Genomic DNA, 20,274 nt, shown 5'->3' on the forward strand with positions numbered 1-20,274 from the left:
ATCCAAGTCATGAACAATTCGCCCCGGGCCGTTCTTCTGGGCCCGCTTCTCAAGAGCGTGTCGCGGTCGTTCTATCTCACGCTGCGCATCCTGCCGACCGGCATGCGCGATCCCATCGGGCTCGCATATCTGCTCGCGCGCGCGGCGGACACGATCGCGGACACGTCGCTGATCTCGCCGCAACGCCGTCTGGAACTGCTGCTCTCGTTGCGCGCGCAAGTGAACGGCGCACCCGACGATGGCGCGCTCGCGCGCATCGCAGGCGAGGTGGCGGGCCAGCAGGCGCAACCCGACGAGCGCGCATTGCTCGAACGCTTGAGCGCGGCGCTCGCGATCCTGCCGCAGCTCAGCGAGCAGGATCAGGCCGCGGTCCGCGATATCGTCACGACGCTCACCACGGGCATGGAGTTCGATCTGCGCACCTTCCCCGACGAGACATCGGGAACGATCGTCGCGCTGAAGGAGTTCGGCGAACTGGATCGCTACACGTATCTGGTCGCGGGCTGCGTCGGCGAATTCTGGACGAAGATGACGTACGCGCACATGCCCGGCACGCTGAAGGCCGCGCCCGACACGATGCTCGCGCTCGGCGTGCGTTTCGGCAAGGCGCTCCAAATGACGAACGTGCTGCGCGATTGCGCGCGCGACCTGCGCATCGGCCGCTGCTATCTGCCCGAATCGATGCTCGCGCGTCACGGGCTCACGCCACAGGATCTCTTGCAGCCCGAGGTGTCCGGGCGTGCGCGGCCTGTGCTCTTCGAACTGCTGCGCGTATCGCTCGCGCTGTATCGGGATGCGATCGACTACACGCTCGCGATTCCGTCGAGCGCGATTCGCCTGCGCCTCGCCTGCCTGTGGCCGATCATGATCGGCCTCGACACGCTCGGATTGCTCGCGCGTAACGACGCGTGGCTCGACCCGGAAAGGATTTCGAAGATCCGCCGCAATGACGTGTACCGGATCATGGCGGCGTCGCTGCCGATGGTGGCATCGAACGGCTTGCTGCGCGGGTGGACTTCACGCCGCATCCGCACGATGGAAACGGAAATCAGCGCCGCAGCTCGGCCATGATCCGCTCGGCGAGAAAGTCGCACGGCGGACGCTTCGACGCCGCGCTACGCGCCAGCACCACTTCGAGCGTGCCGATGTCCGGCAAGCCTTGCGCCGGCCCGAGCAGCGTGAAGTGCGCAGGCACCGCGCATTTCGCGAGCGGCGTGACGGCGAGACCGGCTTCGGCCATTGTCAGTAGACCGAGCAGGCTCGGGCTTTCATACGACGTGCGATAGCCGATGCGCGCGCGCTCCAGGCTGCGGATCGCGTTCTCGCGCGCGACGCTGCCCGGCAGGAACACGGCGATCGGCAGTGGCCGCTCCTTCCAGATTTCCGTGGCGCCGGGCGCGGCCGCCCACACCATGGGCTCGTGCCGGAGGAATTCGCCGGACAGGCCCTTCACGCGCGTCGCGCAGACGAGATCGACCGTGCCGTCCTTCACCATCGGCGCGAGCGCGACGCTCGGCAGCCCCACGACCTGAATCTCCACCTTCGGATACGTCGCCGAAAATTTCTTGAGGATGGGCGGAAAGAGCGAAGACGCGTAGTCGTCCGGCACGCCGATCACCACGCGCCCGGTCACGTCCGGCCGCACGACCGCCGCCCACGCCTCGTCGCGCAGCGCGATCATGCGGCGCGCATAGGTGAGCAGCACCTCGCCGTCCTGCGTCGGCACGACGCTGCGCGGCTTGCGCACGAAAAGCGCCTTGCCGAGCGCCGTCTCCAGTGTCTTGATCTGCATGCTCACGGCCGATTGCGAGCGATGCACCAGCTCGGCCGCGCGGCTGATATTGCCGGTGTCGGCGACGGCGACGATCATCGAGAGAACATCGAGGTCGAGGGCTTTCATGGGGCGAGCGAGCGTTCGTTATCAGAAAATCTGAACGATTCTATCAATATTATGCGATTTTCTTTTAAATCGGCGCGGCGCATAGTGCGGGAAAGGAGCGAATCCATGAACGCGCGAACCGATCTTTCCGTGCTGACCGCTGTGCAAGGCCTACCCGAACCGTCGTTCGCCACGCCGGCTTCGGGCGTTTCCGTGCCGTATATCGAATGCGGTGAGGGCGAGCCGCTCGTCTTCGTGCATGGATCGCTGTGCGATTACCGCTACTGGAGCGCGCAGGTCCTGCCGCTCGCGAAGCAGTTCCGCTGCATCGCGCCGAGCCTCTCGCACTACTGGCCCGCCGTCGATGCCTTCGTGCAGGGCGAATTCGGCTGGGAGGCGCACGTCGCGGAGACGGCCGAGTTCATCGAATCGCTCGATCTCGCGCCGGTGCATCTCGTCGGGCATTCGCGCGGCGGCTGCATCGCGTTTCATCTGGCGCGCGAGTATCCGCGTCTCGTGAAGACGCTCACGCTCGCCGATCCCGGCGGTCCGTTGCAGACGTCGCAGCAAGCCGTGCCTGCCGCGCTGCCGCCCGCGACCAACGCGCTGCGTGCGCGCGTCGCCGAGCTGATCGAGCAGGGCGAGTTCGACCGTGGCCTGGAGATGTTCGTCGATTCGGTGAGCATGCCCGGCTTCTGGAAGAAGAGCACGGAGAACTTCCGGCGCATGGCGCTCGACAACGCGCTCACGCTGCCCAAGCAATTCCGCGATCCGCTGCCCGCCTATACGCACGAGGCGGCGCGCGACATCAAATGCCGCACTTTGCTGATCGACGGCCAGAAGAGCCCGCGCATGTTCCGCAACAACGTCGACAAGCTGGAAGCGTGGATCGAGTTCACGGAGCGGCAGACGATCGCCGGCGCATCGCACGGGATGAACGTCGCCAGCCCCGGCGCGTTCAATCGCGCGGTGCTGGCATTCGCCGGCGCGTGGTGAGTCACGAGCGGCTTACTGCAGCTTCCAGATGTTCGCCGCGATCGTGCCCTGGTCGTTGAACACCTTGATGACGTCGGGCAAGCCGGAGATCGGCACGTTGTTCACCACCAGCGCGAAGGCGAGCCGGCGGCCGCTCTTCGTGTCGACATAGCCTCCGAGCGCCTGTCCCTTCAGCGTCGTCGTGACTACACCGTTGGTCTCCGTGCCCGTGACATACGTGCCCGTCTTCGCGTAGACCTTGCCCTTCGCGCCCGCGAGCGTCGGATCGCTTTCGAAACCGGTCGTGCTCGCGAGCGAGCCGTCGACGCCCAGGAACGGCAGCGAATCCACATACGTGGGGAAAGTCGGCCGGCCGTTCATGGCGCGCAGCATCGCGATGACCGCGATCGCTGTCGCCGTGGTGTCGCCGCCGCCGCTGCCGTCGATGAAATGCGTCTGATCCATCGGCACCTTGTACGCATTCGAGAGCGTCGCGTTTTCCGCCGCGAGCGCCGCGTCGAGCGTGGTCGAGCCGTTGTTCGCGAGGCCGAACAGCATCAGGCTCGTGTCCGCGCCGATGTTGTAGCTGACCTTCAGAATCCACTTGGCATATTCGGACCACGGCTGCGACGTGAGTTGCGCGACGCGCGCATCGGCGGAGTACGCGTTCTGCGCGGGCAGCAGTTGCACCGGGTTGTTTTCCACCGTGGACGCCGTGACGGTCACGCCGGCACGCACGAGCGCCTCGATGAGCACCGTGCGCGCATAATTCGACGGCTGCGTGATGCGGAAGGTCTGGATCAGCGGGAAGCTCGGGACGATCGGCGGCACGAAATCCGCGGGGATCGTGCCGCTGAGCGCGCCGGTGCAGTTGGGCGCGCCGATGCAGGTAGGCGCTTCAGGCGCGAGCTTGATGGAGTCGTCCGTGCCGGCGGCGGTGGTCGTCAGCGTGGACTGCATGGTGAACGCCGACGACTTCGGCCGGTAGTCCACCGGCGTCGCCGACCCCGCGCTGCCCTGGTTGATGATCACGTCGACCACGTCGTCGTTGACGAAGATCGGCCGCACGTCGAATTCCCCGCGGAAGTCGAACGGCTGGAAGAGCCGGTCGTCGATCACGACTTCGCCGTTGATCTTCCTGATGCCGGCAGCCGCCACCTGCGCCGCGATCGCGTCGTAGCCCGCGAGCGGATCGGGCGCGGTGATCTGCGCATTGCCGAGGTTGTCCGCTTCGTTGTGGTCGAAGTTCGTCCACGCGAGCGTGCCGTCGGCATTCGTGCGGCCGCCCATCGAGAGATCGCCGCTCGCGACGAGCACGAGATTGCCGTTGAGCGTGCCGGTCGCATCGACGGTGCCGGTGCGGTAGACCGGCGTCTGGAATTGATGCTGCGCGCCGTATTGATCGAGCAGCGCGCCTTGCGAAAACAGCTTGCGCACCGAGCCGATATAGAGCTGCGCGTTCGAATTCATGTCGTAGATGACATTGCCCGAGGTCAGGTCGACGACGCGCAGCGCCCATGTCGAGCCCTGATACATGGGTTTTTTCATGACCTGAGTGATGGAGTCCGGGACGGATGTGTTCGGCGAATCCGAGCCGCCGCAAGCGGCGACGGATGCGACGAGAGCAGCGAGCGCGCACGGAAGGGCGAGAGCGGCAAGGCGTGCCGGACTTCCTGAAAGCGGGATCATGACGCGGCTCCGATAAAGGCACATCGCGCTCGGAATGGAGCGAACATCCAATACGTCGGGACTGCTTCACAGCACGGACAGGAGATGTCGGCCGCCGCATGCATGCTGAAAGGCGCGGTTGCATGAATTAAATACCGCGAACGCCGCGTGTCAAGCGAGGACTATCGCGGATCCGGTGCTTTAGGCAAGCGCTTTTTGTATGATTTCTTGCGCGTCTTTCGTTCGCTTGTTGTGACCGGACAACGGAAAATCGCACGGCGCGGGCTAACATCGTTGGCACCTCATCGCGAAGAAGAGGACATCTGTGAGCACGGGCCACGACGATCTCGATGCATGGAAGCGCCAGCGCACCGTCGAACTGGCGTTCGAGCTGGCCGATAGCGGCCGCTACGAGAATTTCACCGACATCGCCTATGCGCTGCAATTCGAGCGCGGCATGGCGACCGCCCAGGCATTGATCGACGATCCGGACATGCGCCGCCTGCTCAACGAGCGTTGCGGCGATGCGCGCGAGAAACTCGCGCCGCCTCCCGAGCCTTCCATCGTCGAAGCCGAGCCTTCGCCGGTCGTCGAAGCGGTCGTGGAATCATCGAACGATCATGCGGAACTGCCGCAACCCGCCCACTTCGAACGCGCTCCATCCTTCCTGCGCCGCGCCTTGAGCGTCGTCTGGCGATCCGGCGTCAAGCCGGTCAGTGCGGGGGATCTGAATTCCGCCGCTTCCTGAGCTTCAGCTCACGCAGGCCGTGCGTCAAAGCACGGTCTCGCCCCATTCCTGGCCGATTTGCGCGGGAATGGCGGATTTGCACGAGAAAGGCGCACGCCAAAACCATTACACTTGAGGAGGCTCAACCATAAGCCCGGATGGCGTACGCGCATGTCCGGTGTTTGAACTTCGAGGAGGAAATGTTCGTGGCTAACGAAAAGATGCTCGCGCAGATGGCTGAGAAGAATGGTTTCATCGCCGCGCTGGATCAGAGCGGCGGCTCGACGCCTGGCGCGTTGCGGCAATACGGAATTCCGGACGACGCCTACAACGGCGACGCCGAAATGTTCAAGCTGATGCACGAAATGCGCGTGCGCATCATGACCGCGCCTTCCTTCACGGGCAAGAAGGTCATCGGCGCAATCCTGTTCGAGCGCACGATGGACGGAGAAGCGGAAGGCAAGCCGGTCCCGACATTCCTGTGGGAAGACCGCGGCATCGTGCCGTTCCTGAAGGTGGACAAAGGTCTGGAGGCGGAAAGCGACGGCGTGCAGGTGATGAAGCCGATTCCCGGCCTCGACGATCTCCTCGCGCGCGCGGTCAAGCTCGGCGTCTTCGGCACCAAGATGCGCTCGGTGATCCATCAGGCGTCGGAGAAGGGCATCGCCGCGGTGGCGAAGCAGCAGTTCGAAGTGAGCGCGCAGATCATCAAGCATGGCCTCGTGCCGATTCTCGAACCCGAAGTGTCGATCAAGAGCCCGGACAAGAAGGGCGCGGAAAAGATTCTGCGCGACGAGTTGCTGAAGGGCCTCGATGCGCTGCCGGAATCGAGCAAGGTGATGATCAAGCTGACCATCCCCGATGAGCCGGATTTCTATCGTCCGCTGATCGAGCATCCGCGTGTCGTGCGTGTCGTCGCGCTGTCGGGCGGCTATACGCGCAGCGACGCGTGCAAGAAGCTCGCGCAGAACCACGGCATGATCGCGAGCTTCTCGCGCGCGCTCATCAACGAGCTGAAGAAGTCGATGAGCGACAGCGAGTTCGACAAGACGCTCGAAGAGTCGATCGACGAAATCTACGACGCGTCCGTCAAGAAGGTCTGATTCATCGCTTGTCGGTGCGTCGAGTGGGCGGCGGTGTCTGTACGACGGGCGCCGCCGCCCGAAAGATATCCTCGCGCGTGCCGTTCCTCGGCGGATAGATGCGCTCGCCGTTGATCGTCCGCTTCGTCGCCTTTGCCGTTTCGCCCTCCGAGACGAGCTTTCTGTCCCAGCCCTCCGTATAGACCGCGCCCCACGGCCCCAGATCGCAGATGGTCGTGTACCAGTCGATCGAGAGCGGCAGCATCTCCGCGCCGAACAGATCGCAGGCCGCGTTGTTGCCGGCGTAGCGTCCCATCGGCCGGCCATGCTGGCATGACATCACCGAAGGCCGCGCGCCGTCGATCAGGATGCGCGCGCAGTCGCCCGCCGCGAATACGCCCGGCACGCCTTCCACGCGCAGAAACGCATCCACCGGCACGCGTCCGAGCGGATCGAGCGTGACGGGAAGCTGTCCGGCGAGCGCGTTCGCGTGCATGCCGCCGCACCAGACGACCGTCGACGCCTCGATGCGCTCGCTCGTCGTTCCATCGGTGAGCGTCACGCTCCGGCCGTCTAGCGATTCCAGCGACACGCCCGTCCGCGCCTCGACGTCGAGCGCCTGCAACGCGCCTTCGATGACCGGCTGCGCGCCGCCCATCGATTGCGCGATCTTCGCCGAGCGATCCGCGAGCACGACGCGCACCTTGCTTCTATCGCCTTCCGCCACGATCTCGCGCAGCCGCGAGGGCAGCTCCGCCGCGAGCTCGATGCCCGTCAGGCCCGCGCCGACCACGACCGCCGTGTAGCGCGCCGGCGTATCGGGCAATGCGGGCAGCGTGAGCAGATGCGCCTGGAGCTTGCAGGCGCCCGCGTAGGTATCGACGTCGAAGGAGAAGCGATCGAGCCCGGGAATGGGCGGCCGCACGAGCACGCTGCCGGCGGCGAGGATCAGGCGATCGTAGTCGAGCGATTCGGACGCACCATCGCGTTCGATGGTCACGCGCCGGTTCGCGCTGTCGATGTCCGTCGCTTTCGCTTGAATCAGGCGCACACCCGCGGGCCCGAGGACGGTGTCGAGTTGCACGAGCGTCGGGTCGAGCGGCTGCTCGTAATTGCGCACCCGCACGCTGTGAAAAGGCGCCGGGTTGATGATGGCCACCTCGGCCTCGTCGGCGCCGCGATGGAGCTCGTCCAGCTTGCGCGCCGCGGAGAGTGCGCCCCACATGCCCGCGAAACCCGCGCCGATCACCAGGATGCGCTTCAAGGTGATTCCCCTGAAAAACGAACGTTCGTGCTGCATGCCACGCACCGTGGCCCTGCTGTCTTTGGTTATAGCCGATTCATGCGCGGTTCGTTTCGATCCTTTGTACCCGGATTAGTCGCGATTTCGCCAAAAGTGATTTCGTCGTTTAGGTATTTACCCTAGGGTCCGTGGTGCCTAAACTCTCCTCAACGGTCGCAAACGAAGCAAACAAGGCAGCGTGAGCGGCAACTCGAAAACTTCTATACGGAGGAAAGAATCATGAACAAGTTCATCGGTATTGCAGCGGTCGCTCTTGCTTTTGCCGCTCCGGTCGCGTCGTTCGCGCAATCGAATCAACCTGTGACGCGCGCGCAGGTTCGCGAAGAAATCGTTCAGTTGGAAAAGGCGGGCTATAACCCCGGCGTCATCAACGATGCGAAATATCCGGCCGACATCCAGGCAGCCGAAGCGCGCGTCGCCGCGCAAAACGGCACGGCGCAAAGCGCATTCGGCGGTGTGACGGAAGGTGCGGCGCAATCGGGCGCGCGCGTCAATGCGGTTCAAGGCGACGTGTTCCCGACGTTCGCGCATCACTAAGCAGCAAGCGGTACAAGGAAACGCGCCCGCGTGACAGCGGGCGCGTTTTGCTTTGTGCGCGCCCGGACGCCGCAAGTCAAAGCGGAAATCCGCCCGCAAAGCTCTCGCGCAAATATCCGATGAAAAGCGCGACCGCGCGCGGCACATGTGGCGCATAAGGCCGCACCACGAAAAGCTGATCCGCGAACGCGCCGACCGGACGCCATTCCGGCAGGAGCACGACGAGCCTGCCGGCCTGAACGGCCGCCTGCGCGGTGAAATCCGGCAAGAGCGCGATGCCGAGATCGTCGAGCGCGGCATCGCGCAGCACTTCGCTGTTGTTCGCCGCAAACGGGCCGCTCACGGCCAGCGTGTAAGGACCCGTGGAACTCTTGCGCCCGCCCTTGCGCTGGAACGACCAGATGCTCGACGCCTGCGCGCGCGGATAGACCAGGCAATCGTGCGTGGCGAGATCGTTCGGCGTCAGTGGCGTACCGCGCCGCTTCAGATACGCGCGCGTCGCGACGATCACCGAATGCGTATCGCACAGCTTCCACGCGACGTGCGTATCCGGCACCTGCGCGCTATGCCGCACGGCGAGATCGAAGCCTTCGGTTGCGATCGAACTCAATCTGTCTGACGCTTCGAGCTGCACTCGCACTTCCGGATGCGCGTGCAGAAACCCCGACATTTTCGGCACGAGCTGCTGCCGTGAGAACGCCATCGGCGCCGTCACGCGGATCGAGCCGCGCGCGACGCCCGCCATTTCCCGCACGCTCAGGAAACTCGATGCGATGTGCTCGTACTGCTCGCGCGTATCGTCGACCAGCCGCCGCCCGGCTTCCGTGAAGCGCACGCTGCGCGTCGTGCGCGTGACGAGCGGCACGCCCGCCGCGCGCTCCAGTTCCGCGATGCGCTGGCTCATCGCCGCTTTCGACACGTTCAGGCGCGCCGCCGCCGCCGTATAGCTGCCCTGTTCCGCGAGCACGGTCAGCCAGTGCAAATGGGTCCAGAGCGCCTCGATCTTTTGCTCGTCCATCAGCGGATTGTTTGCAGATATAAACAATGAGTTCAATCATAGCGTCTTTGCGCGGGGCGCGACGCTTCTTACACTGTATCCATCGCCAAACCAATCAGTGAGAGGAGTCGAGATGCAAGCGTTCAACGATACCGCCGACGTGGTCCACTACATTCACGGCCAGCGTACGAGCGGCTCGGCCACGCGCACGCAACCGGTGTTCAACCCCGCGACGGGCGAGCGTCCGCGCAAGCTCGTGCTGGGCGAAGTCGCCGATGTCGATGCCGCCGTGGCGAGCGCGAAAGAAGCGTTCCCGGCCTGGCGCGACACGCCGCCGATCCGCCGCGCGCGCGTCATGCTGAAGTTCCTCGAACTGATGAACAAGCATCGCGACGAGCTCGCCGCGATCATCACCGCCGAGCACGGCAAGGTGTTCTCGGATGCACAGGGCGAAGTGTCGCGCGGCATCGACGTGATCGAATTCGCGTGCGGCATTCCGCAACTGCTCAAGGGCGATTACACGGAGCAGGTCTCCACCGGCATGGACAACTGGACGACGCGCCAGCCGCTCGGCATCGTCGCGGGCATCACGCCGTTCAACTTCCCGTGCATGGTGCCGTGCTGGATGTTCCCGGTCGCGATCGCGGCGGGCAACGCGTTCATCCTGAAGCCGAGCGAGCGCGATCCGTCGGCATCGCTCTTCATGGCCGATCTGCTGAAGGAAGCGGGCCTGCCCGATGGCATCTTCAATGTCGTGCAGGGCGACAAGGTTGTCGTCGATGCGCTGCTCGCGCATCCGCAGGTCAAGGCGATCAGCTTCGTCGGCTCCACGCCAATCGCCAATTACATCTACGAAACGGGCGCGAAGCACGGCAAGCGCGTGCAGGCGCTGGGCGGCGCGAAGAACCACATGGTCGTGATGCCCGACGCGGATCTCGATCAGGCCGTCGATGCGCTGATCGGCGCGGGCTACGGCTCGGCGGGCGAGCGCTGCATGGCGATCTCGGTGGCGGTGCTGGTGGGCGATGTCGCCGACAAGATCGTGCCGCGTCTCGCCGAGCGCGCGAAGCAGCTCAAGATCAGGAACGGCATGGAGTCCGATGCGGAGATGGGCCCGATCGTCACGCGCGCCGCTCTGGAGCGTATCGAAGGCTATATCGCGATAGGCGTCGACGAAGGCGCGAAGCTTGTCGTCGATGGTCGCGGCTACAAGGTGCCGGGCCATGAGGACGGCTTCTTCACGGGCGGCACGCTGTTCGATCACGTCACGCCGGACATGCGCATCTACAAGGAAGAGATTTTCGGGCCGGTGCTCGCGTGCGTGCGCGTGAAGGACTTCAGCGAAGCCGTCGATCTCGTCAACGAGCACGAGTTCGGCAACGGCGTCGCCTGCTACACGCGCGACGGCCATATCGCGCGCGAGTTCGGCAGACGCATCGAAGTGGGCATGGTCGGCATCAACGTGCCGATTCCGGTGCCGATGGCATGGCATGGCTTCGGCGGCTGGAAGCGCAGCCTCTTCGGCGACATGCACGCGTATGGCGAGGAAGGCGTGCGCTTCTATACGAAGCAGAAGTCGATCATGCAGCGCTGGCCCGAGAGCACCGAGAAGGGCGCCGAGTTCGCGATGCCGACCGCGAAGTAAGCATCGGCCGCCGCTTGTGCGCAGTGCGTGTGAATATCGCCCGCTTCTTCCGATCAGGAAAAAGCGGGCGATTCGCTTCGGGCGTTCGCCGACGGATCTGTTCCTCCGCGTCGCAATTCAATTGAAACCGCATCGGTTGACCGCCCGTCCGCAAGCAGGGAAGATTCATCGCAAGGCGTACTGAAGCGCACCACGACGCGAAGCCAACCGACATGCAGCGGCAATTCGACGACCTTCTTCTCGGCAGCATCGAACTCTTCTGCCTCGCGGCCGAGCTCGGCAGCTTCACGCTTGCGGCGACTGCGGCGAGCGTGACGCCCGCCGCCGTGAGCCGCTCCGTCGCGCGACTGGAAAAGCGCCTGGACGTGCGGCTTTTCGTGCGCACGACGCGCCAGATTCGCCTGACCGATGCGGGCCGCCGCTACTTCGAGCAATGCCGCGATGCACTCAATCGACTTGCGGAGGCGGAGCGCGAAGCGACCGGCCAGCAGACGATGCCGAAGGGCGTGCTGCGCATCAGCATGCCGACGCCTTATGGCCACTATCGTGTGCTGCCGCTTCTCGCGGAGTTTCGCAAGCGCTATCCCGACGTAACGGTCGAAGCGCATTTGAGCAACCGCAACATCGACTTCGCCGACGAAGGTTTCGATCTCGCCATACGCGGCCGCGCGCCGCGCGATTCCGGGCTGATCGCGCGCAAGCTGGAAGATGCGGAACTCGTCGTGGTGGCGTCCCCCGGCTATTTGAAGCGCGCGGGCACGCCGAAGACGATCGAGGAGATTCCGGAGCACGAGTGCATCCAGTTCGAGATGCCGAGCACCGGACGTCCCGTGCCGTGGCTTTTCATGCGGAACGGCGAGGCCGTGGAAATGACGACGCACGGCGGCTACGGAACCTCCGGCGACGCACTCGCGGGGATTCCGCTCGCGCGTAACGGCGCGGGTCTTTTCCAGATCTACCGCTTCACCGTCGAGGACGATTTGCGCGCGGGCACGCTGACCGAAGTGCTGCGCGATTTCGGCGGATGCAGCAGGCCGTTCATCCTGCTTTATCCGCATGGCAGGCATTTGTCGTCGCGCGTGCGGGCTTTCGTGGACTTCATCGTCGAGAAGCTCGGCACGCGCTGAATCATGCAACGTTCAAAGGACGCACATTCATGAGCAAGAATGCATTGACATCGCTACTCGGCATCGACACGCCGATTATCCAGGCGCCGATGGCAGGCGTGAGCACGCCGGCGCTCGCCGCGGCCGTATCGAACGCGGGCGGGCTCGGCTCGCTCGGCGTCGGTGCGATGAACGCCGAAGGCGCGCGCAAGGTGATTCGCGAGACGCGTGAACTCACGAGCAAGCCATTCAACATCAACGTGTTCTGTCATGCGCCGGCGAAGGCGAATGCGGCCGTCGAGAAAGCCTGGGTCGAGTGGCTCGCGCCGCTCTTCGCGCAATACGGCGCGACGCCGCCCGGGAAGCTGAGCGAGATCTACACGAGCTTCGTCGTCGACGAGGCCATGCTCGAGGTGTTCGTCGAAGAGAAGCCGGCGATCGTGAGTTTCCATTTCGGCTTGCCATCCCGGCAATATATCGACGCCTTGCGCAAGGCCGGCATCAAACTGGTTGCATCTGCAACCAATTTGCGCGAAGCGGAACAGGTCGCGGCGGCGGGCATGGACGCGATCGTCGCACAGGGCATCGAAGCGGGCGGCCATCGCGGCATCTTCGACCCGCAGGCCGACGACGACAATCTCGGCACCTTCGCGCTTACGCGCCTCCTCGTGCGCAAGTTCGATGTGCCGGTGATCGCCGCGGGCGGCATCATGGATGGCGCGGGCATTGCGGCGGCGCTGGCGCTCGGCGCGCAGGCGGCGCAGCTCGGCACCGCATTCGTGCCCTGCACGGAAACGTCGATCGACGCGGGATACCGTCGCGCCATTCTCAGCGAAGCGGCGGACCACACGACGTTCACCGCCGCGATATCGGGCCGCAAGGCGCGCAGTCTCGTCAACCGGTTCACGGAACTGGGCCGCGGCGCGCAAGCACCCGCGATTCCCGCCTATCCGATTACGTATGACGCGGGCAAGTCGCTGCACGCGGCCGCGAAGGCAAAGGGCGAGTTCGGCTACGGCGCGCAATGGGCGGGGCAGGCGGCCGCGCTCGCGCGCGAATTGCCGGCAGCCGGGTTGATGGCGCGTCTGCAGGCGGAATTGCACGAAAGCATCGAGGGTTTGCGCAAATATGCATCTCGCTGATCGATGTAAAGCTTAGTCGAAACGCTTCGTTGGTCGAGCGTCCTGTCGATGCTTCAATGTTTCGGTCGCATCCATTGCGGCCAGCATCCGACAAACGCATACCAACGGAGATTTTCGATGTCCGAAACCCACACGCTCGCCGCCGACTCCGCGCGTCACCCCGTCGCGTCAAATGAACCGTTCCAGGTGCGCCCGATCGGCGGGCGCATCGGTGCGGAAGTACGTGGCGTGTCGCTTTCCGCCGATCTCGACGATGCCGCCATTGGTGCGATCAACCAGGCGCTGCTCGAGCACAAGGTGCTGTTCTTCCGCGGCCAGTCGCATCTCGACGATGCCGCGCAGGAAGCGTTCGCGGCGCGTTTCGGCGAGACTGTCGCGCATCCGACGGTGCCTTCGCTTGCGAATGGCAGCCGCCTGCTGGAGCTCGATTCGAAGCACGGCACGCGCGCGAACTCCTGGCATACCGACGTCACCTTCGTCGATGCCTACCCGAAAATCTCCATCCTGCGCGGCGTGGTGATTCCGCCCGCCGGCGGCGACACGGTCTGGGCCAATACGGCCGCCGCGTATGCGAACCTGCCGCAGCCCTTGCGCGAACTCGCCGACCAGCTGTGGGCGCTGCATTCGAACGCCTACGATTACGCGGCGACCCGCAACGTCCCCGACACGGAAACGGAGCGCGAATACCGCAAGCAATTCACGTCGACGCTCTATGAAACGGAGCACCCGGTCGTGCGCGTGCATCCCGAAACGGGCGAGCGCACCCTCGTGCTGGGCCACTTCGTGCAACGCTTCATCGGCCTGTCGCAACGCGACTCGGACCGTCTGATCGAACTCTTCCACGATCACGTCACACGCCTCGAGAACACCGTGCGCTGGCGCTGGACGCAAGGCGACGTCGCGATCTGGGACAACCGCGCGACCCAGCATTACGCAGTGGCGGATTACGGCGACGCGCATCGCGTCGTGCGCCGCGCGACCGTGCACGGCGATGTGCCCGTGGGCATCGACGGGCGCAGGAGCCGCATCGTCAGGCAGGAAGCGCGCGCGTCCTGACGCGCTTCTCCCTGCATGCACGGGCGATGACTCTTCATCGCCCGCCGTCCATTCTTCTTCATTGCACGATGACACTACGATTCAAGCTCCTAGCCGGCGCGGCAGCGCTTCTTGCCGCGCTCATCGGTCCCGCGCATGCCGCCGATCCGGCGGTGGTGCGCATCGGCGTCGCGCAGCAGGGCACGGGCGATCCGCCCACGTTCGGCGGTTCGCCCGCCGCGACCGCGCAGTTGCAGCATCGCGTCGAGAATGCGTTGCAGCCCGAGCACGTCAAGGTCGAATGGATCTTCTTCAAGGGCGCGGGGCCGGCGGTGAACGAGGCGCTCGCGAACAAGCAGATCGACTTCGCGTATCAGGGCGACCTGCCCTCGGTGCTGGGCCGCGCGAACGGTTTGAAGACGCATCTGCTGCTGGCGTCGAACGTGCGCGCGGGCGTCTATCTCGCGGTGCCGCCGGATTCGGACATCAAGGGCGTGAAGGACCTCAAGGGCAAGCGCGTCGGCCTCTTTCGCGGCACGAACCTTCAGCTCGTCGCGGACAACGTGCTGAAGGAAAACGGCCTCACCGAGCGCGATCTGCGCGTGATCAATCTCGATACCGCCGCGGCGCAGGCAGCGCTCGCGTCGAAGGGCGTCGATGCGGTGTTCCTCGATTACTCGCTCTTCAAGCTGCAACGGCAGGGTCTCGCGAAGATCGTCTACGCTTCGCGCGACGGCGGCCTGCAACTCACGCGTCAGGCGCATCTGCTCGTGCTCGAGGATTTCGAGCATGCGCATCCCGATACGGTGCAGAAGGTCGTGACCGCGGTGGTTCAGGCGGCGCAATGGTCGTCCGACGAAGCGAATCGCAGCGCGTTGTTCGCATTGTGGGCGAAGAGCGGCGTGCCGCCGGAGTCGTGGCAATCCGAGTATGCGAATCAGCCGTTGAAGGACCGCAACTCGCCGCTCATCGATCCGTTCTTCGTCGCGCGCTATCAATCCGTCGCCGATGACGCGCTGCGCCTGAACCTGATTCGCCAGCCCGTCAGCGTGAACGGATGGTTCGAGCCGAAGTATCTCGATCAGGCGTTGAAGTCGCTGAAGCTCGAAGCGTATTGGCCGCGTTTCGATGCGTCGGGCAAACCCATCGCTTAACGCATAAGGAGAATACTTCAGATGGCGAACGCACTTTCCCGAGTCCTGCTGCCTGCGGATCGCTTTCGCGCTCGCAAGTTCTTATCGAGCGATGCGCTGCATGCCATTGGATGGACCGCGTTGCCGTGGCTTCTGCCCATTGCGTGCGCGGTGTCGTGGGTGCTCGGTTCGCGCTACGGCTGGATCTCCGCGCAAGTGCTGCCGCCGCCCGCGCTCGTCTTCGAGACGCTCGGCGCGCTCGCGAAAAGCGGCGAGCTGTGGATGCATCTCGCCGCGAGCACGACGCGCGCGGCGGTCGGCTTCGGCGGCGGCGTGGTGCTCGGCGTGCTGCTGGGCGGCTTGCTCGGCCTGTCGCGCACGCTGGAGGCGTATGTGCTGCCGAGCTTCAACGCGATCGTGCAGGTGCCGGTGCTTGGCTGGCTGCCGTTTCTGATGATCGTCGTCGGTATCGGCGAGCCGCTGAAGTATCTGCTGATCGGGCATGCCGCGCTCGTGCCGGTCACGCTTTCCACGCTGCAAGGGTTTCGCGGCACGCCGCGCGCATTGCAGGAGGTCGCGTCGGTGTATCGCTATTCGCGCTGGCAGGTGATCACCCGCGTGACGCTGCCAGCCGCGATTCCCGTCATCGGTACCGGCGTGCGGCTCGCGTTCACCAAGGCATGGCTGACGCTCGTCGTCGTTGAACTGGTCGCGTCGTCAGAGGGGCTCGGGTATCTCATCGTGTATGGGCGGCAGCTCTTTCAGCTCGATCTCGTGCTGGCTTCAGTGTTGATCGTCGGCGCAATCGGCTGTGCGGCGGATCGCCTGCTCAACGCGTTCGAGCGCAAGCTCCAGCGCGGCCGCGTGAACTGAGGAGGAGGGTATGTCCACGTTGGATTGGGAAGCGGACATCGTCAAGGGATCGTGGCGCGGCGTCGTGCTGCCGGTCGCCGCACTTGCGCTGTGGTGGTTCGCCGCGCGCGGCGCGCAAGCCGATCACGGCATCATGGTGTCGCCTGTGCGAGTGTGGGATACCGCGGTCGAGCAGGTTCGAAGCGGCGCGCTATTGCGTGCGTTGTCGGCATCGCTTGCGCGCGAGTTGACGGGCTTCGCGATCGGTACGACGCTCGGCCTCGCACTCGGTGCGCTGCTCGGCATCTCGAAGCTGGCCAATCGCGCGATCGCGCCGAGCTTCAACACGTTCAAGCAAGTGTCGCTGTTCGCGTGGATTCCGCTGATCTCAGTGTGGTTCGGCCTCGGCGATGTCGCGAAGGTCGTGTTCCTGTCGCTCGCCGCGCTCATGCCCGTGGTGATGCATACGAGCGATGGCATTCGCGCCGTGCCGCCGCAACTGCTCGAGGTGGCGGGCGCGTATCGCTACGGCAGATTGCAGACGCTCGCATACGTCGTGCTGCCCGCCGCGTTGCCTTCGATCTTCACGGGCGTCTATCTCGCGCTCATCTATTCGTGGCTCGCGACGCTCGGCGCGGAATATCTGCTCGTGGCGGGCAGCGGGATCGGCAATACGCTCGTCGACGGCAGCGAGCAGTTTCGAATGGATCTCGTCGTGTTCTGCGTGATCGTGGTCGGTGTGACGGGGTGGGGGTTGAATGCCCTCGCGCGCGGCGTGCAGCGGCGCTGGTTCGATGCATCGCGCGCGGCTTGAGGAGAATCGGGAATATGACGACGATAGTCGAGCAAGACCGCGGCCTGACGCTGCGGCACGTGAGCAAGCGATACAACGGCGACGATGCGCCGCCGGTACTCGATCGCATCGACCTGTCGATTGCGAGCGGAGAATTCGTGAGCATCGTCGGGGCGAGCGGTTGCGGGAAATCGACGCTGCTGCGTCTCATCGCCGGTCTCGACGCCGATCACGAAGGCGAGATCGACTTCGACGGCGAGCGTGTCGTCACGACGGATTTGTCGCGCGGCATCGTGTTTCAGGATCATCGCCTGTTTCCGTGGCTCGATGTCGCGCAGAACGTGGCCGTCGCGCTGCGCAATGCGCCGCTATCGAAAGCGGAGAAGGCGCGCGCGGTCGCGGAGCATGTCGCGCTCGTCGGGCTGACGGGCTATGAGCGGCACTATCCGCATCAGTTGTCGGGCGGAATGGCGCAACGTGTCGCGATTGCGAGAGGGCTCGTGAATCGGCCGCGACTGCTCTTGCTCGATGAACCGTTCGGCGCGCTCGATGCGCTCACGCGCGCCCGCCTGCAACTCGAATTACAGCGCATCTGGGAGCGCGAGCGCATCACGATGGTGCTCGTCACGCATGATGTCGAGGAGGCCGTGTTGCTTTCGGATCGTATCGTCGTGATGCAGGCGCGTCCGGGGCGTATCGGCGAGGTGGTGGATGTCGCGCTGCCGAGGCCGAGAAAGCCTGGCGATCGCAAGGTCGGCGAGCTGCGCGACGACATCGTGGAGACGTTCTTTACGGACGTCGTCTAAAGCTGGGCTTCGATCGCCGCCTTGTCGATCACTGACCAGACCTGCTCGATCTTTCCTTCGCGGAATTCGTAGAAGACGTTCTCGCTGAAGGCGACGCGTTTGCCGTCGACGCGCAGCCCCATGAAAGCCGCCTTCGGCGTACAGTCGAAAAGCAGGCGGCTCGCGATGCGAGGCGGATCGGCTATCAGCAGTTGAATGTCGAAGAAGAGATCCGGGATGTCGCGGAAGTCTTTCCTCAGCATCTCGCGATAGTCCGTGAGCGTGAGCGCCCGTCCGTTGTAGTGCAACGCGTCGTGAACGAACGAGCCGAGGCTTGCCCACTCCTGCGCATTGAGGCAGGCGATGTAAGCACGATAGCGATCGGAAAGCGCGGTTTTGGTCATATCGGCGGTTCCTGAATCATTGAAGTCGTGGACGCGGCATCGCAGGCGCTGGCCGCCAATGACGCGATTCGCGCTGCCTATCTGTCAGCCGGGAGTCTTCGCCGATAACTCAGACCCAGATGCGTGAGTCGGTATTTTTGGTTTGGGCTCGTCGGCTTGCCCGGAACGGTCATTTCGATCAGGCCTGATTCCAGTGTGGGAACGAGATAAGCCTTTCTGAAGTGCTCCGGGTCACTGAGTTTCAAAAGATGCTGGATGTCCGCGCGGCGTCTTTCCTTGTCCATTACCTTTGTGGGACAACCAGACCTCATACCCGAGCGAGGTGAGCAACGTATAGACTCGATCAAGTAACTCCTCGACGCAGTACGCGGTTGAGGACACCATCAGTTTCAGTCGTTCGGCCGTAAATCAGCATCACCAGAATCGTATCGTTGGAAATGAGTATCTGCTCACCGGGCGTCGATACGTCGCCGCAGGCCCGGGTTCCTGCGCTGCGTCGGGCCGTAATTGTCCTCAATTCTACGAGATTCACCTTGCTTCCCTGCAACGCCGGGATGGACGAGAGACGACCGCTTGGCTTCGTGTGACTGCTGTAATTCGACCAGAGACAGCGGCAGCAAGCGGGACGAGGCTCAGCGACGCTTCACATGCCCTCTTCTTGTTCGATACAACGAGCGAAACGAGCACCCTTGCGTCCTGCTTCCCGAGCCATCAGTTTTATTTATCGACATATCGCGCGAACGACGCCCTCCACACGACCCACGACCCCGGCGCAGCAACGCTAACCGGTCTCCGAACCCCGTCCGCACGGGAAAATTGCTGGTTTACACGTAGTACCTGCCGCCGCCCATTCCTCGCTACCCTTCGTTTCAGTTTCCCTGAAGGAGTAGCGCACATGGCACGGATCATCGGAGGCATTGCCGCCTCGCACACACCGACAATCGGTTTCGCGTTCGACAAGAACAAGCGTGACGATCCCGTCTGGGCGCCGATCTTCGAGAACTTCGCGCCGCTCGCGAACTGGCTTGCGGAGAAGCAGCCCGACGTCGTCGTAACCATCTACAACGACCACGTCACGTCGTTCTTTTTCGACCACTATTCCGCGTTCGCGCTGGGCGTTGGCCCCGAATGGCGCGTCGCGGACGAAGGCGGTGGCGCGCGCGACCTGCCGCCGATCAAGGGTCATCCGGAACTCGCCGCGCACATCGGCACGTCGCTGATGACCGACGAGTTCGACATGTCGTTTTTCCAGAACAAGCCGCTCGATCACGGCTGTTTCTCGCCGCTCTCGATGCTGTGCCCGCACAAGCCCGAATGGCCGGTCAAGCTCCTGCCACTGCAAATGGGCGTGCTGCAATTGCCCGTGCCGAGCGCGCGCCGCTTCTACAAGCTGGGCCAGGCGCTGCGCCGCGCGATCGAGAGCTATCCGGAAGACCTCAAGGTGGCGATCCTCGCGACGGGCGGCCTTTCGCACCAGGTGCACGGTGAGCGCTCGGGTTTCAACAACACGGAATGGGACGCGCGTTTCCTCGATCTCTTCGAGCGCGATCCCGAGCAACTCGCGGACATGACCATCGCCGAATACGCGGCGCTCGGCGGCTACGAGGGCGCGGAAGTGATCATGTGGCTCACGATGCGCGGCGCGCTTTCGTCGAATGTCGTGTGCAAGCATCGCAGCTACTACCTGCCGTCGATGGCCGGCATCGCCACTGCGATCTACGAAGGCGAGGACAGCGAGACCAAGCCCGCGATCATCGAGCGTCATCGTCAGCGCATGGCGGTGCAGCTCACCGATGTCGAGAAGCTCGAGGGCACGTATCCGTTCTCGATCGAGACGGCCGTGCGCGCATATCGCATCAACGACTATCTGCATCGCATGGTCGAGCCGGCGCATCGCGAAGCATTCAAGCAGGACGAGGAAGCGAGCTTCGAAGCGGCGGCCCTTTCTGACGAGGAGCGCGATCTGATTCGCCGACGCGACTGGCGCGGCCTGCTTCATTACGGCGTGATCTTCTTCATGCTCGAAAAGCTCGGCGCGGTGACAGGCGTATCGAACCTGCACATCTATGCGGCGATGCGCGGCGAAACGCTCGAAGAGTTTCAGAAGACGCGCAATGCCCCCGGCGCGCTGTATTCGGTGGCGGGCAAAGGCTCGGGCAAGCTCGACTGGGACAAGGCGGAAAAGGCCAGGAACTAAAAGAGATCAGGGGA

Annotated in this window: 20 protein-coding genes; 14 read left to right on the top strand and 6 right to left on the bottom strand. The window is 64.2% G+C overall.

Translation table 11 applies throughout. The features are described 5' to 3' along the window. Positions 1-9 precede the first annotated feature (9 nt). Complete coding sequence (locus AWB83_RS14425; protein ID WP_087046248.1) at positions 10-1,071, top strand: phytoene/squalene synthase family protein; 1,062 nt, start codon at positions 10-12, stop codon at positions 1,069-1,071. Here AWB83_RS14425 and AWB83_RS14430 read toward each other — a convergent pair. Further along, entirely contained in the window at positions 1,049-1,900 is an 852-nt protein-coding gene (locus AWB83_RS14430) for a LysR substrate-binding domain-containing protein (RefSeq protein ID WP_087046249.1), read from the bottom strand. The two genes, AWB83_RS14425 and AWB83_RS14430, sit on opposite strands and share 23 nt — an antisense overlap. A 105-nt stretch (positions 1,901-2,005) precedes the next feature. Here AWB83_RS14430 and AWB83_RS14435 point away from each other — a divergent pair, with 105 nt between their 5' ends. After that, positions 2,006-2,875 carry an alpha/beta fold hydrolase gene (locus AWB83_RS14435; protein WP_087046250.1) on the top strand — a complete coding sequence of 290 codons (870 nt, stop codon included), beginning with the start codon at positions 2,006-2,008 and terminating at the stop codon, positions 2,873-2,875. Positions 2,876-2,887: 12 nt separating this feature from the next. Here the strand turns inward: AWB83_RS14435 and AWB83_RS14440 are convergent, their stop codons facing one another. Continuing rightward, positions 2,888-4,543, bottom strand: coding sequence for a D-alanyl-D-alanine carboxypeptidase/D-alanyl-D-alanine-endopeptidase (locus AWB83_RS14440; RefSeq protein ID WP_087046351.1), 1,656 nt, complete (start codon positions 4,541-4,543; stop codon positions 2,888-2,890). A gap of 304 nt (positions 4,544-4,847) precedes the next feature. Between AWB83_RS14440 and AWB83_RS14445 the strand changes: the two genes are divergently transcribed. Both AWB83_RS14445 and AWB83_RS14450 read left to right on the top strand, forming a co-directional pair. Next, positions 4,848-5,270, top strand: coding sequence for a hypothetical protein (locus tag AWB83_RS14445; protein ID WP_087046251.1), 423 nt, complete (start codon positions 4,848-4,850; stop codon positions 5,268-5,270). Positions 5,271-5,455: 185 nt separating this feature from the next. Continuing rightward, positions 5,456-6,352 (top strand): fructose bisphosphate aldolase, encoded by an 897-nt coding sequence (locus AWB83_RS14450; protein WP_087046352.1) that lies wholly within the window; start codon positions 5,456-5,458, stop codon positions 6,350-6,352. Between the two features lies 1 nt (position 6,353). Here AWB83_RS14450 and AWB83_RS14455 read toward each other — a convergent pair whose 3' ends face one another. Next, on the bottom strand, positions 6,354-7,631 hold the full coding sequence (locus AWB83_RS14455; protein WP_244197732.1) for an NAD(P)/FAD-dependent oxidoreductase: 1,278 nt from the start codon (positions 7,629-7,631) through the stop codon (positions 6,354-6,356). A 222-nt stretch (positions 7,632-7,853) separates the two neighbouring features. Between AWB83_RS14455 and AWB83_RS14460 the strand changes: the two genes are divergently transcribed. After that, positions 7,854-8,171 carry a DUF4148 domain-containing protein gene (locus tag AWB83_RS14460; protein ID WP_087046252.1) on the top strand — a complete coding sequence of 106 codons (318 nt, stop codon included), beginning with the start codon at positions 7,854-7,856 and terminating at the stop codon, positions 8,169-8,171. A gap of 76 nt (positions 8,172-8,247) precedes the next feature. On the opposite strand, the gene AWB83_RS14465 is transcribed toward AWB83_RS14460, so the two are convergent. Then, positions 8,248-9,189 carry a LysR family transcriptional regulator gene (locus tag AWB83_RS14465; protein ID WP_087046253.1) on the bottom strand — a complete coding sequence of 314 codons (942 nt, stop codon included), beginning with the start codon at positions 9,187-9,189 and terminating at the stop codon, positions 8,248-8,250. 112 nt (positions 9,190-9,301) lie between these two features. Between AWB83_RS14465 and AWB83_RS14470 the strand changes: the two genes are divergently transcribed. The 8 genes from AWB83_RS14470 to AWB83_RS14505 all read left to right on the top strand — a co-directional run bounded on the left by AWB83_RS14470 (position 9,302) and on the right by AWB83_RS14505 (position 17,680). After that, positions 9,302-10,813, top strand: a complete 1,512-nt coding sequence (locus AWB83_RS14470) for a CoA-acylating methylmalonate-semialdehyde dehydrogenase (protein WP_087046254.1) — start codon at positions 9,302-9,304, stop codon at positions 10,811-10,813. A gap of 212 nt (positions 10,814-11,025) precedes the next feature. Continuing rightward, positions 11,026-11,940 carry a LysR family transcriptional regulator gene (locus AWB83_RS14475; RefSeq protein WP_087046255.1) on the top strand — a complete coding sequence of 305 codons (915 nt, stop codon included), beginning with the start codon at positions 11,026-11,028 and terminating at the stop codon, positions 11,938-11,940. A 29-nt stretch (positions 11,941-11,969) separates the two neighbouring features. Beyond that, positions 11,970-13,061 (top strand): NAD(P)H-dependent flavin oxidoreductase, encoded by a 1,092-nt coding sequence (locus AWB83_RS14480; protein ID WP_087046256.1) that lies wholly within the window; start codon positions 11,970-11,972, stop codon positions 13,059-13,061. Between the two features lie 117 nt (positions 13,062-13,178). After that, a complete protein-coding gene (locus tag AWB83_RS14485; RefSeq protein ID WP_087046257.1) occupies positions 13,179-14,117 on the top strand; it encodes a TauD/TfdA dioxygenase family protein in 939 nt (312 codons plus the stop codon). A gap of 68 nt (positions 14,118-14,185) precedes the next feature. After that, positions 14,186-15,250, top strand: a complete 1,065-nt coding sequence (locus AWB83_RS14490; protein WP_096059372.1) for an ABC transporter substrate-binding protein — start codon at positions 14,186-14,188, stop codon at positions 15,248-15,250. A gap of 21 nt (positions 15,251-15,271) precedes the next feature. Then, the gene (locus tag AWB83_RS14495) at positions 15,272-16,102 is read left to right on the top strand and encodes an ABC transporter permease (RefSeq protein ID WP_087046259.1); all 831 of its coding nucleotides are present in this window, start codon (positions 15,272-15,274) and stop codon (positions 16,100-16,102) included. Between the two features lie 10 nt (positions 16,103-16,112). Continuing rightward, on the top strand, positions 16,113-16,895 hold the full coding sequence (locus tag AWB83_RS14500; protein ID WP_087046260.1) for an ABC transporter permease: 783 nt from the start codon (positions 16,113-16,115) through the stop codon (positions 16,893-16,895). Positions 16,896-16,909: 14 nt separating this feature from the next. Then, positions 16,910-17,680 (top strand): ABC transporter ATP-binding protein, encoded by a 771-nt coding sequence (locus tag AWB83_RS14505; RefSeq protein ID WP_087046261.1) that lies wholly within the window; start codon positions 16,910-16,912, stop codon positions 17,678-17,680. Here AWB83_RS14505 and AWB83_RS14510 read toward each other — a convergent pair. Together AWB83_RS14510 and AWB83_RS37645 are read right to left on the bottom strand one after the other, a co-directional pair. Continuing rightward, a complete protein-coding gene (locus AWB83_RS14510; protein ID WP_087046262.1) occupies positions 17,677-18,063 on the bottom strand; it encodes an ester cyclase in 387 nt (128 codons plus the stop codon). The two genes, AWB83_RS14505 and AWB83_RS14510, sit on opposite strands and share 4 nt — an antisense overlap. Before the next feature lie 77 nt (positions 18,064-18,140). Further along, a complete protein-coding gene (locus tag AWB83_RS37645; RefSeq protein WP_341866705.1) occupies positions 18,141-18,374 on the bottom strand; it encodes a Fic family protein in 234 nt (77 codons plus the stop codon). Between the two features lie 584 nt (positions 18,375-18,958). Between AWB83_RS37645 and AWB83_RS14515 the strand changes: the two genes are divergently transcribed. Beyond that, positions 18,959-20,260, top strand: coding sequence for a gallate dioxygenase (locus AWB83_RS14515; protein ID WP_087046263.1), 1,302 nt, complete (start codon positions 18,959-18,961; stop codon positions 20,258-20,260). Positions 20,261-20,274 lie beyond the last annotated feature (14 nt).

This window comes from Caballeronia ptereochthonis (genome assembly GCF_001545075.1).
In the GTDB taxonomy this organism is placed as follows: domain Bacteria; phylum Pseudomonadota; class Gammaproteobacteria; order Burkholderiales; family Burkholderiaceae; genus Caballeronia; species Caballeronia ptereochthonis.

What these genes read in the sequence shown, in the direction of transcription:
- AWB83_RS14425 (WP_087046248.1), top strand. Translation starts at nt 10, where the DNA reads ATGAACAATTCGCCCCGGGCCGTTCTTCTGGGCCCGCTTCTCAAGAGC.
- AWB83_RS14430 (WP_087046249.1), bottom strand. Translation starts at nt 1,900, where the DNA reads ATGAAAGCCCTCGACCTCGATGTTCTCTCGATGATCGTCGCCGTCGCC.
- AWB83_RS14435 (WP_087046250.1), top strand. Translation starts at nt 2,006, where the DNA reads ATGAACGCGCGAACCGATCTTTCCGTGCTGACCGCTGTGCAAGGCCTA.
- AWB83_RS14440 (WP_087046351.1), bottom strand. Translation starts at nt 4,543, where the DNA reads ATGATCCCGCTTTCAGGAAGTCCGGCACGCCTTGCCGCTCTCGCCCTT.
- AWB83_RS14455 (WP_244197732.1), bottom strand. Translation starts at nt 7,631, where the DNA reads ATGCAGCACGAACGTTCGTTTTTCAGGGGAATCACCTTGAAGCGCATC.
- AWB83_RS14460 (WP_087046252.1), top strand. Translation starts at nt 7,854, where the DNA reads ATGAACAAGTTCATCGGTATTGCAGCGGTCGCTCTTGCTTTTGCCGCT.
- AWB83_RS14465 (WP_087046253.1), bottom strand. Translation starts at nt 9,189, where the DNA reads ATGGACGAGCAAAAGATCGAGGCGCTCTGGACCCATTTGCACTGGCTG.
- AWB83_RS14470 (WP_087046254.1), top strand. Translation starts at nt 9,302, where the DNA reads ATGCAAGCGTTCAACGATACCGCCGACGTGGTCCACTACATTCACGGC.
- AWB83_RS14475 (WP_087046255.1), top strand. Translation starts at nt 11,026, where the DNA reads ATGCAGCGGCAATTCGACGACCTTCTTCTCGGCAGCATCGAACTCTTC.
- AWB83_RS14480 (WP_087046256.1), top strand. Translation starts at nt 11,970, where the DNA reads ATGAGCAAGAATGCATTGACATCGCTACTCGGCATCGACACGCCGATT.
- AWB83_RS14485 (WP_087046257.1), top strand. Translation starts at nt 13,179, where the DNA reads ATGTCCGAAACCCACACGCTCGCCGCCGACTCCGCGCGTCACCCCGTC.
- AWB83_RS14490 (WP_096059372.1), top strand. Translation starts at nt 14,186, where the DNA reads ATGACACTACGATTCAAGCTCCTAGCCGGCGCGGCAGCGCTTCTTGCC.
- AWB83_RS14495 (WP_087046259.1), top strand. Translation starts at nt 15,272, where the DNA reads ATGGCGAACGCACTTTCCCGAGTCCTGCTGCCTGCGGATCGCTTTCGC.
- AWB83_RS14500 (WP_087046260.1), top strand. Translation starts at nt 16,113, where the DNA reads ATGTCCACGTTGGATTGGGAAGCGGACATCGTCAAGGGATCGTGGCGC.
- AWB83_RS14505 (WP_087046261.1), top strand. Translation starts at nt 16,910, where the DNA reads ATGACGACGATAGTCGAGCAAGACCGCGGCCTGACGCTGCGGCACGTG.
- AWB83_RS14510 (WP_087046262.1), bottom strand. Translation starts at nt 18,063, where the DNA reads ATGACCAAAACCGCGCTTTCCGATCGCTATCGTGCTTACATCGCCTGC.
- AWB83_RS37645 (WP_341866705.1), bottom strand. Translation starts at nt 18,374, where the DNA reads ATGAGGTCTGGTTGTCCCACAAAGGTAATGGACAAGGAAAGACGCCGC.
- AWB83_RS14515 (WP_087046263.1), top strand. Translation starts at nt 18,959, where the DNA reads ATGGCACGGATCATCGGAGGCATTGCCGCCTCGCACACACCGACAATC.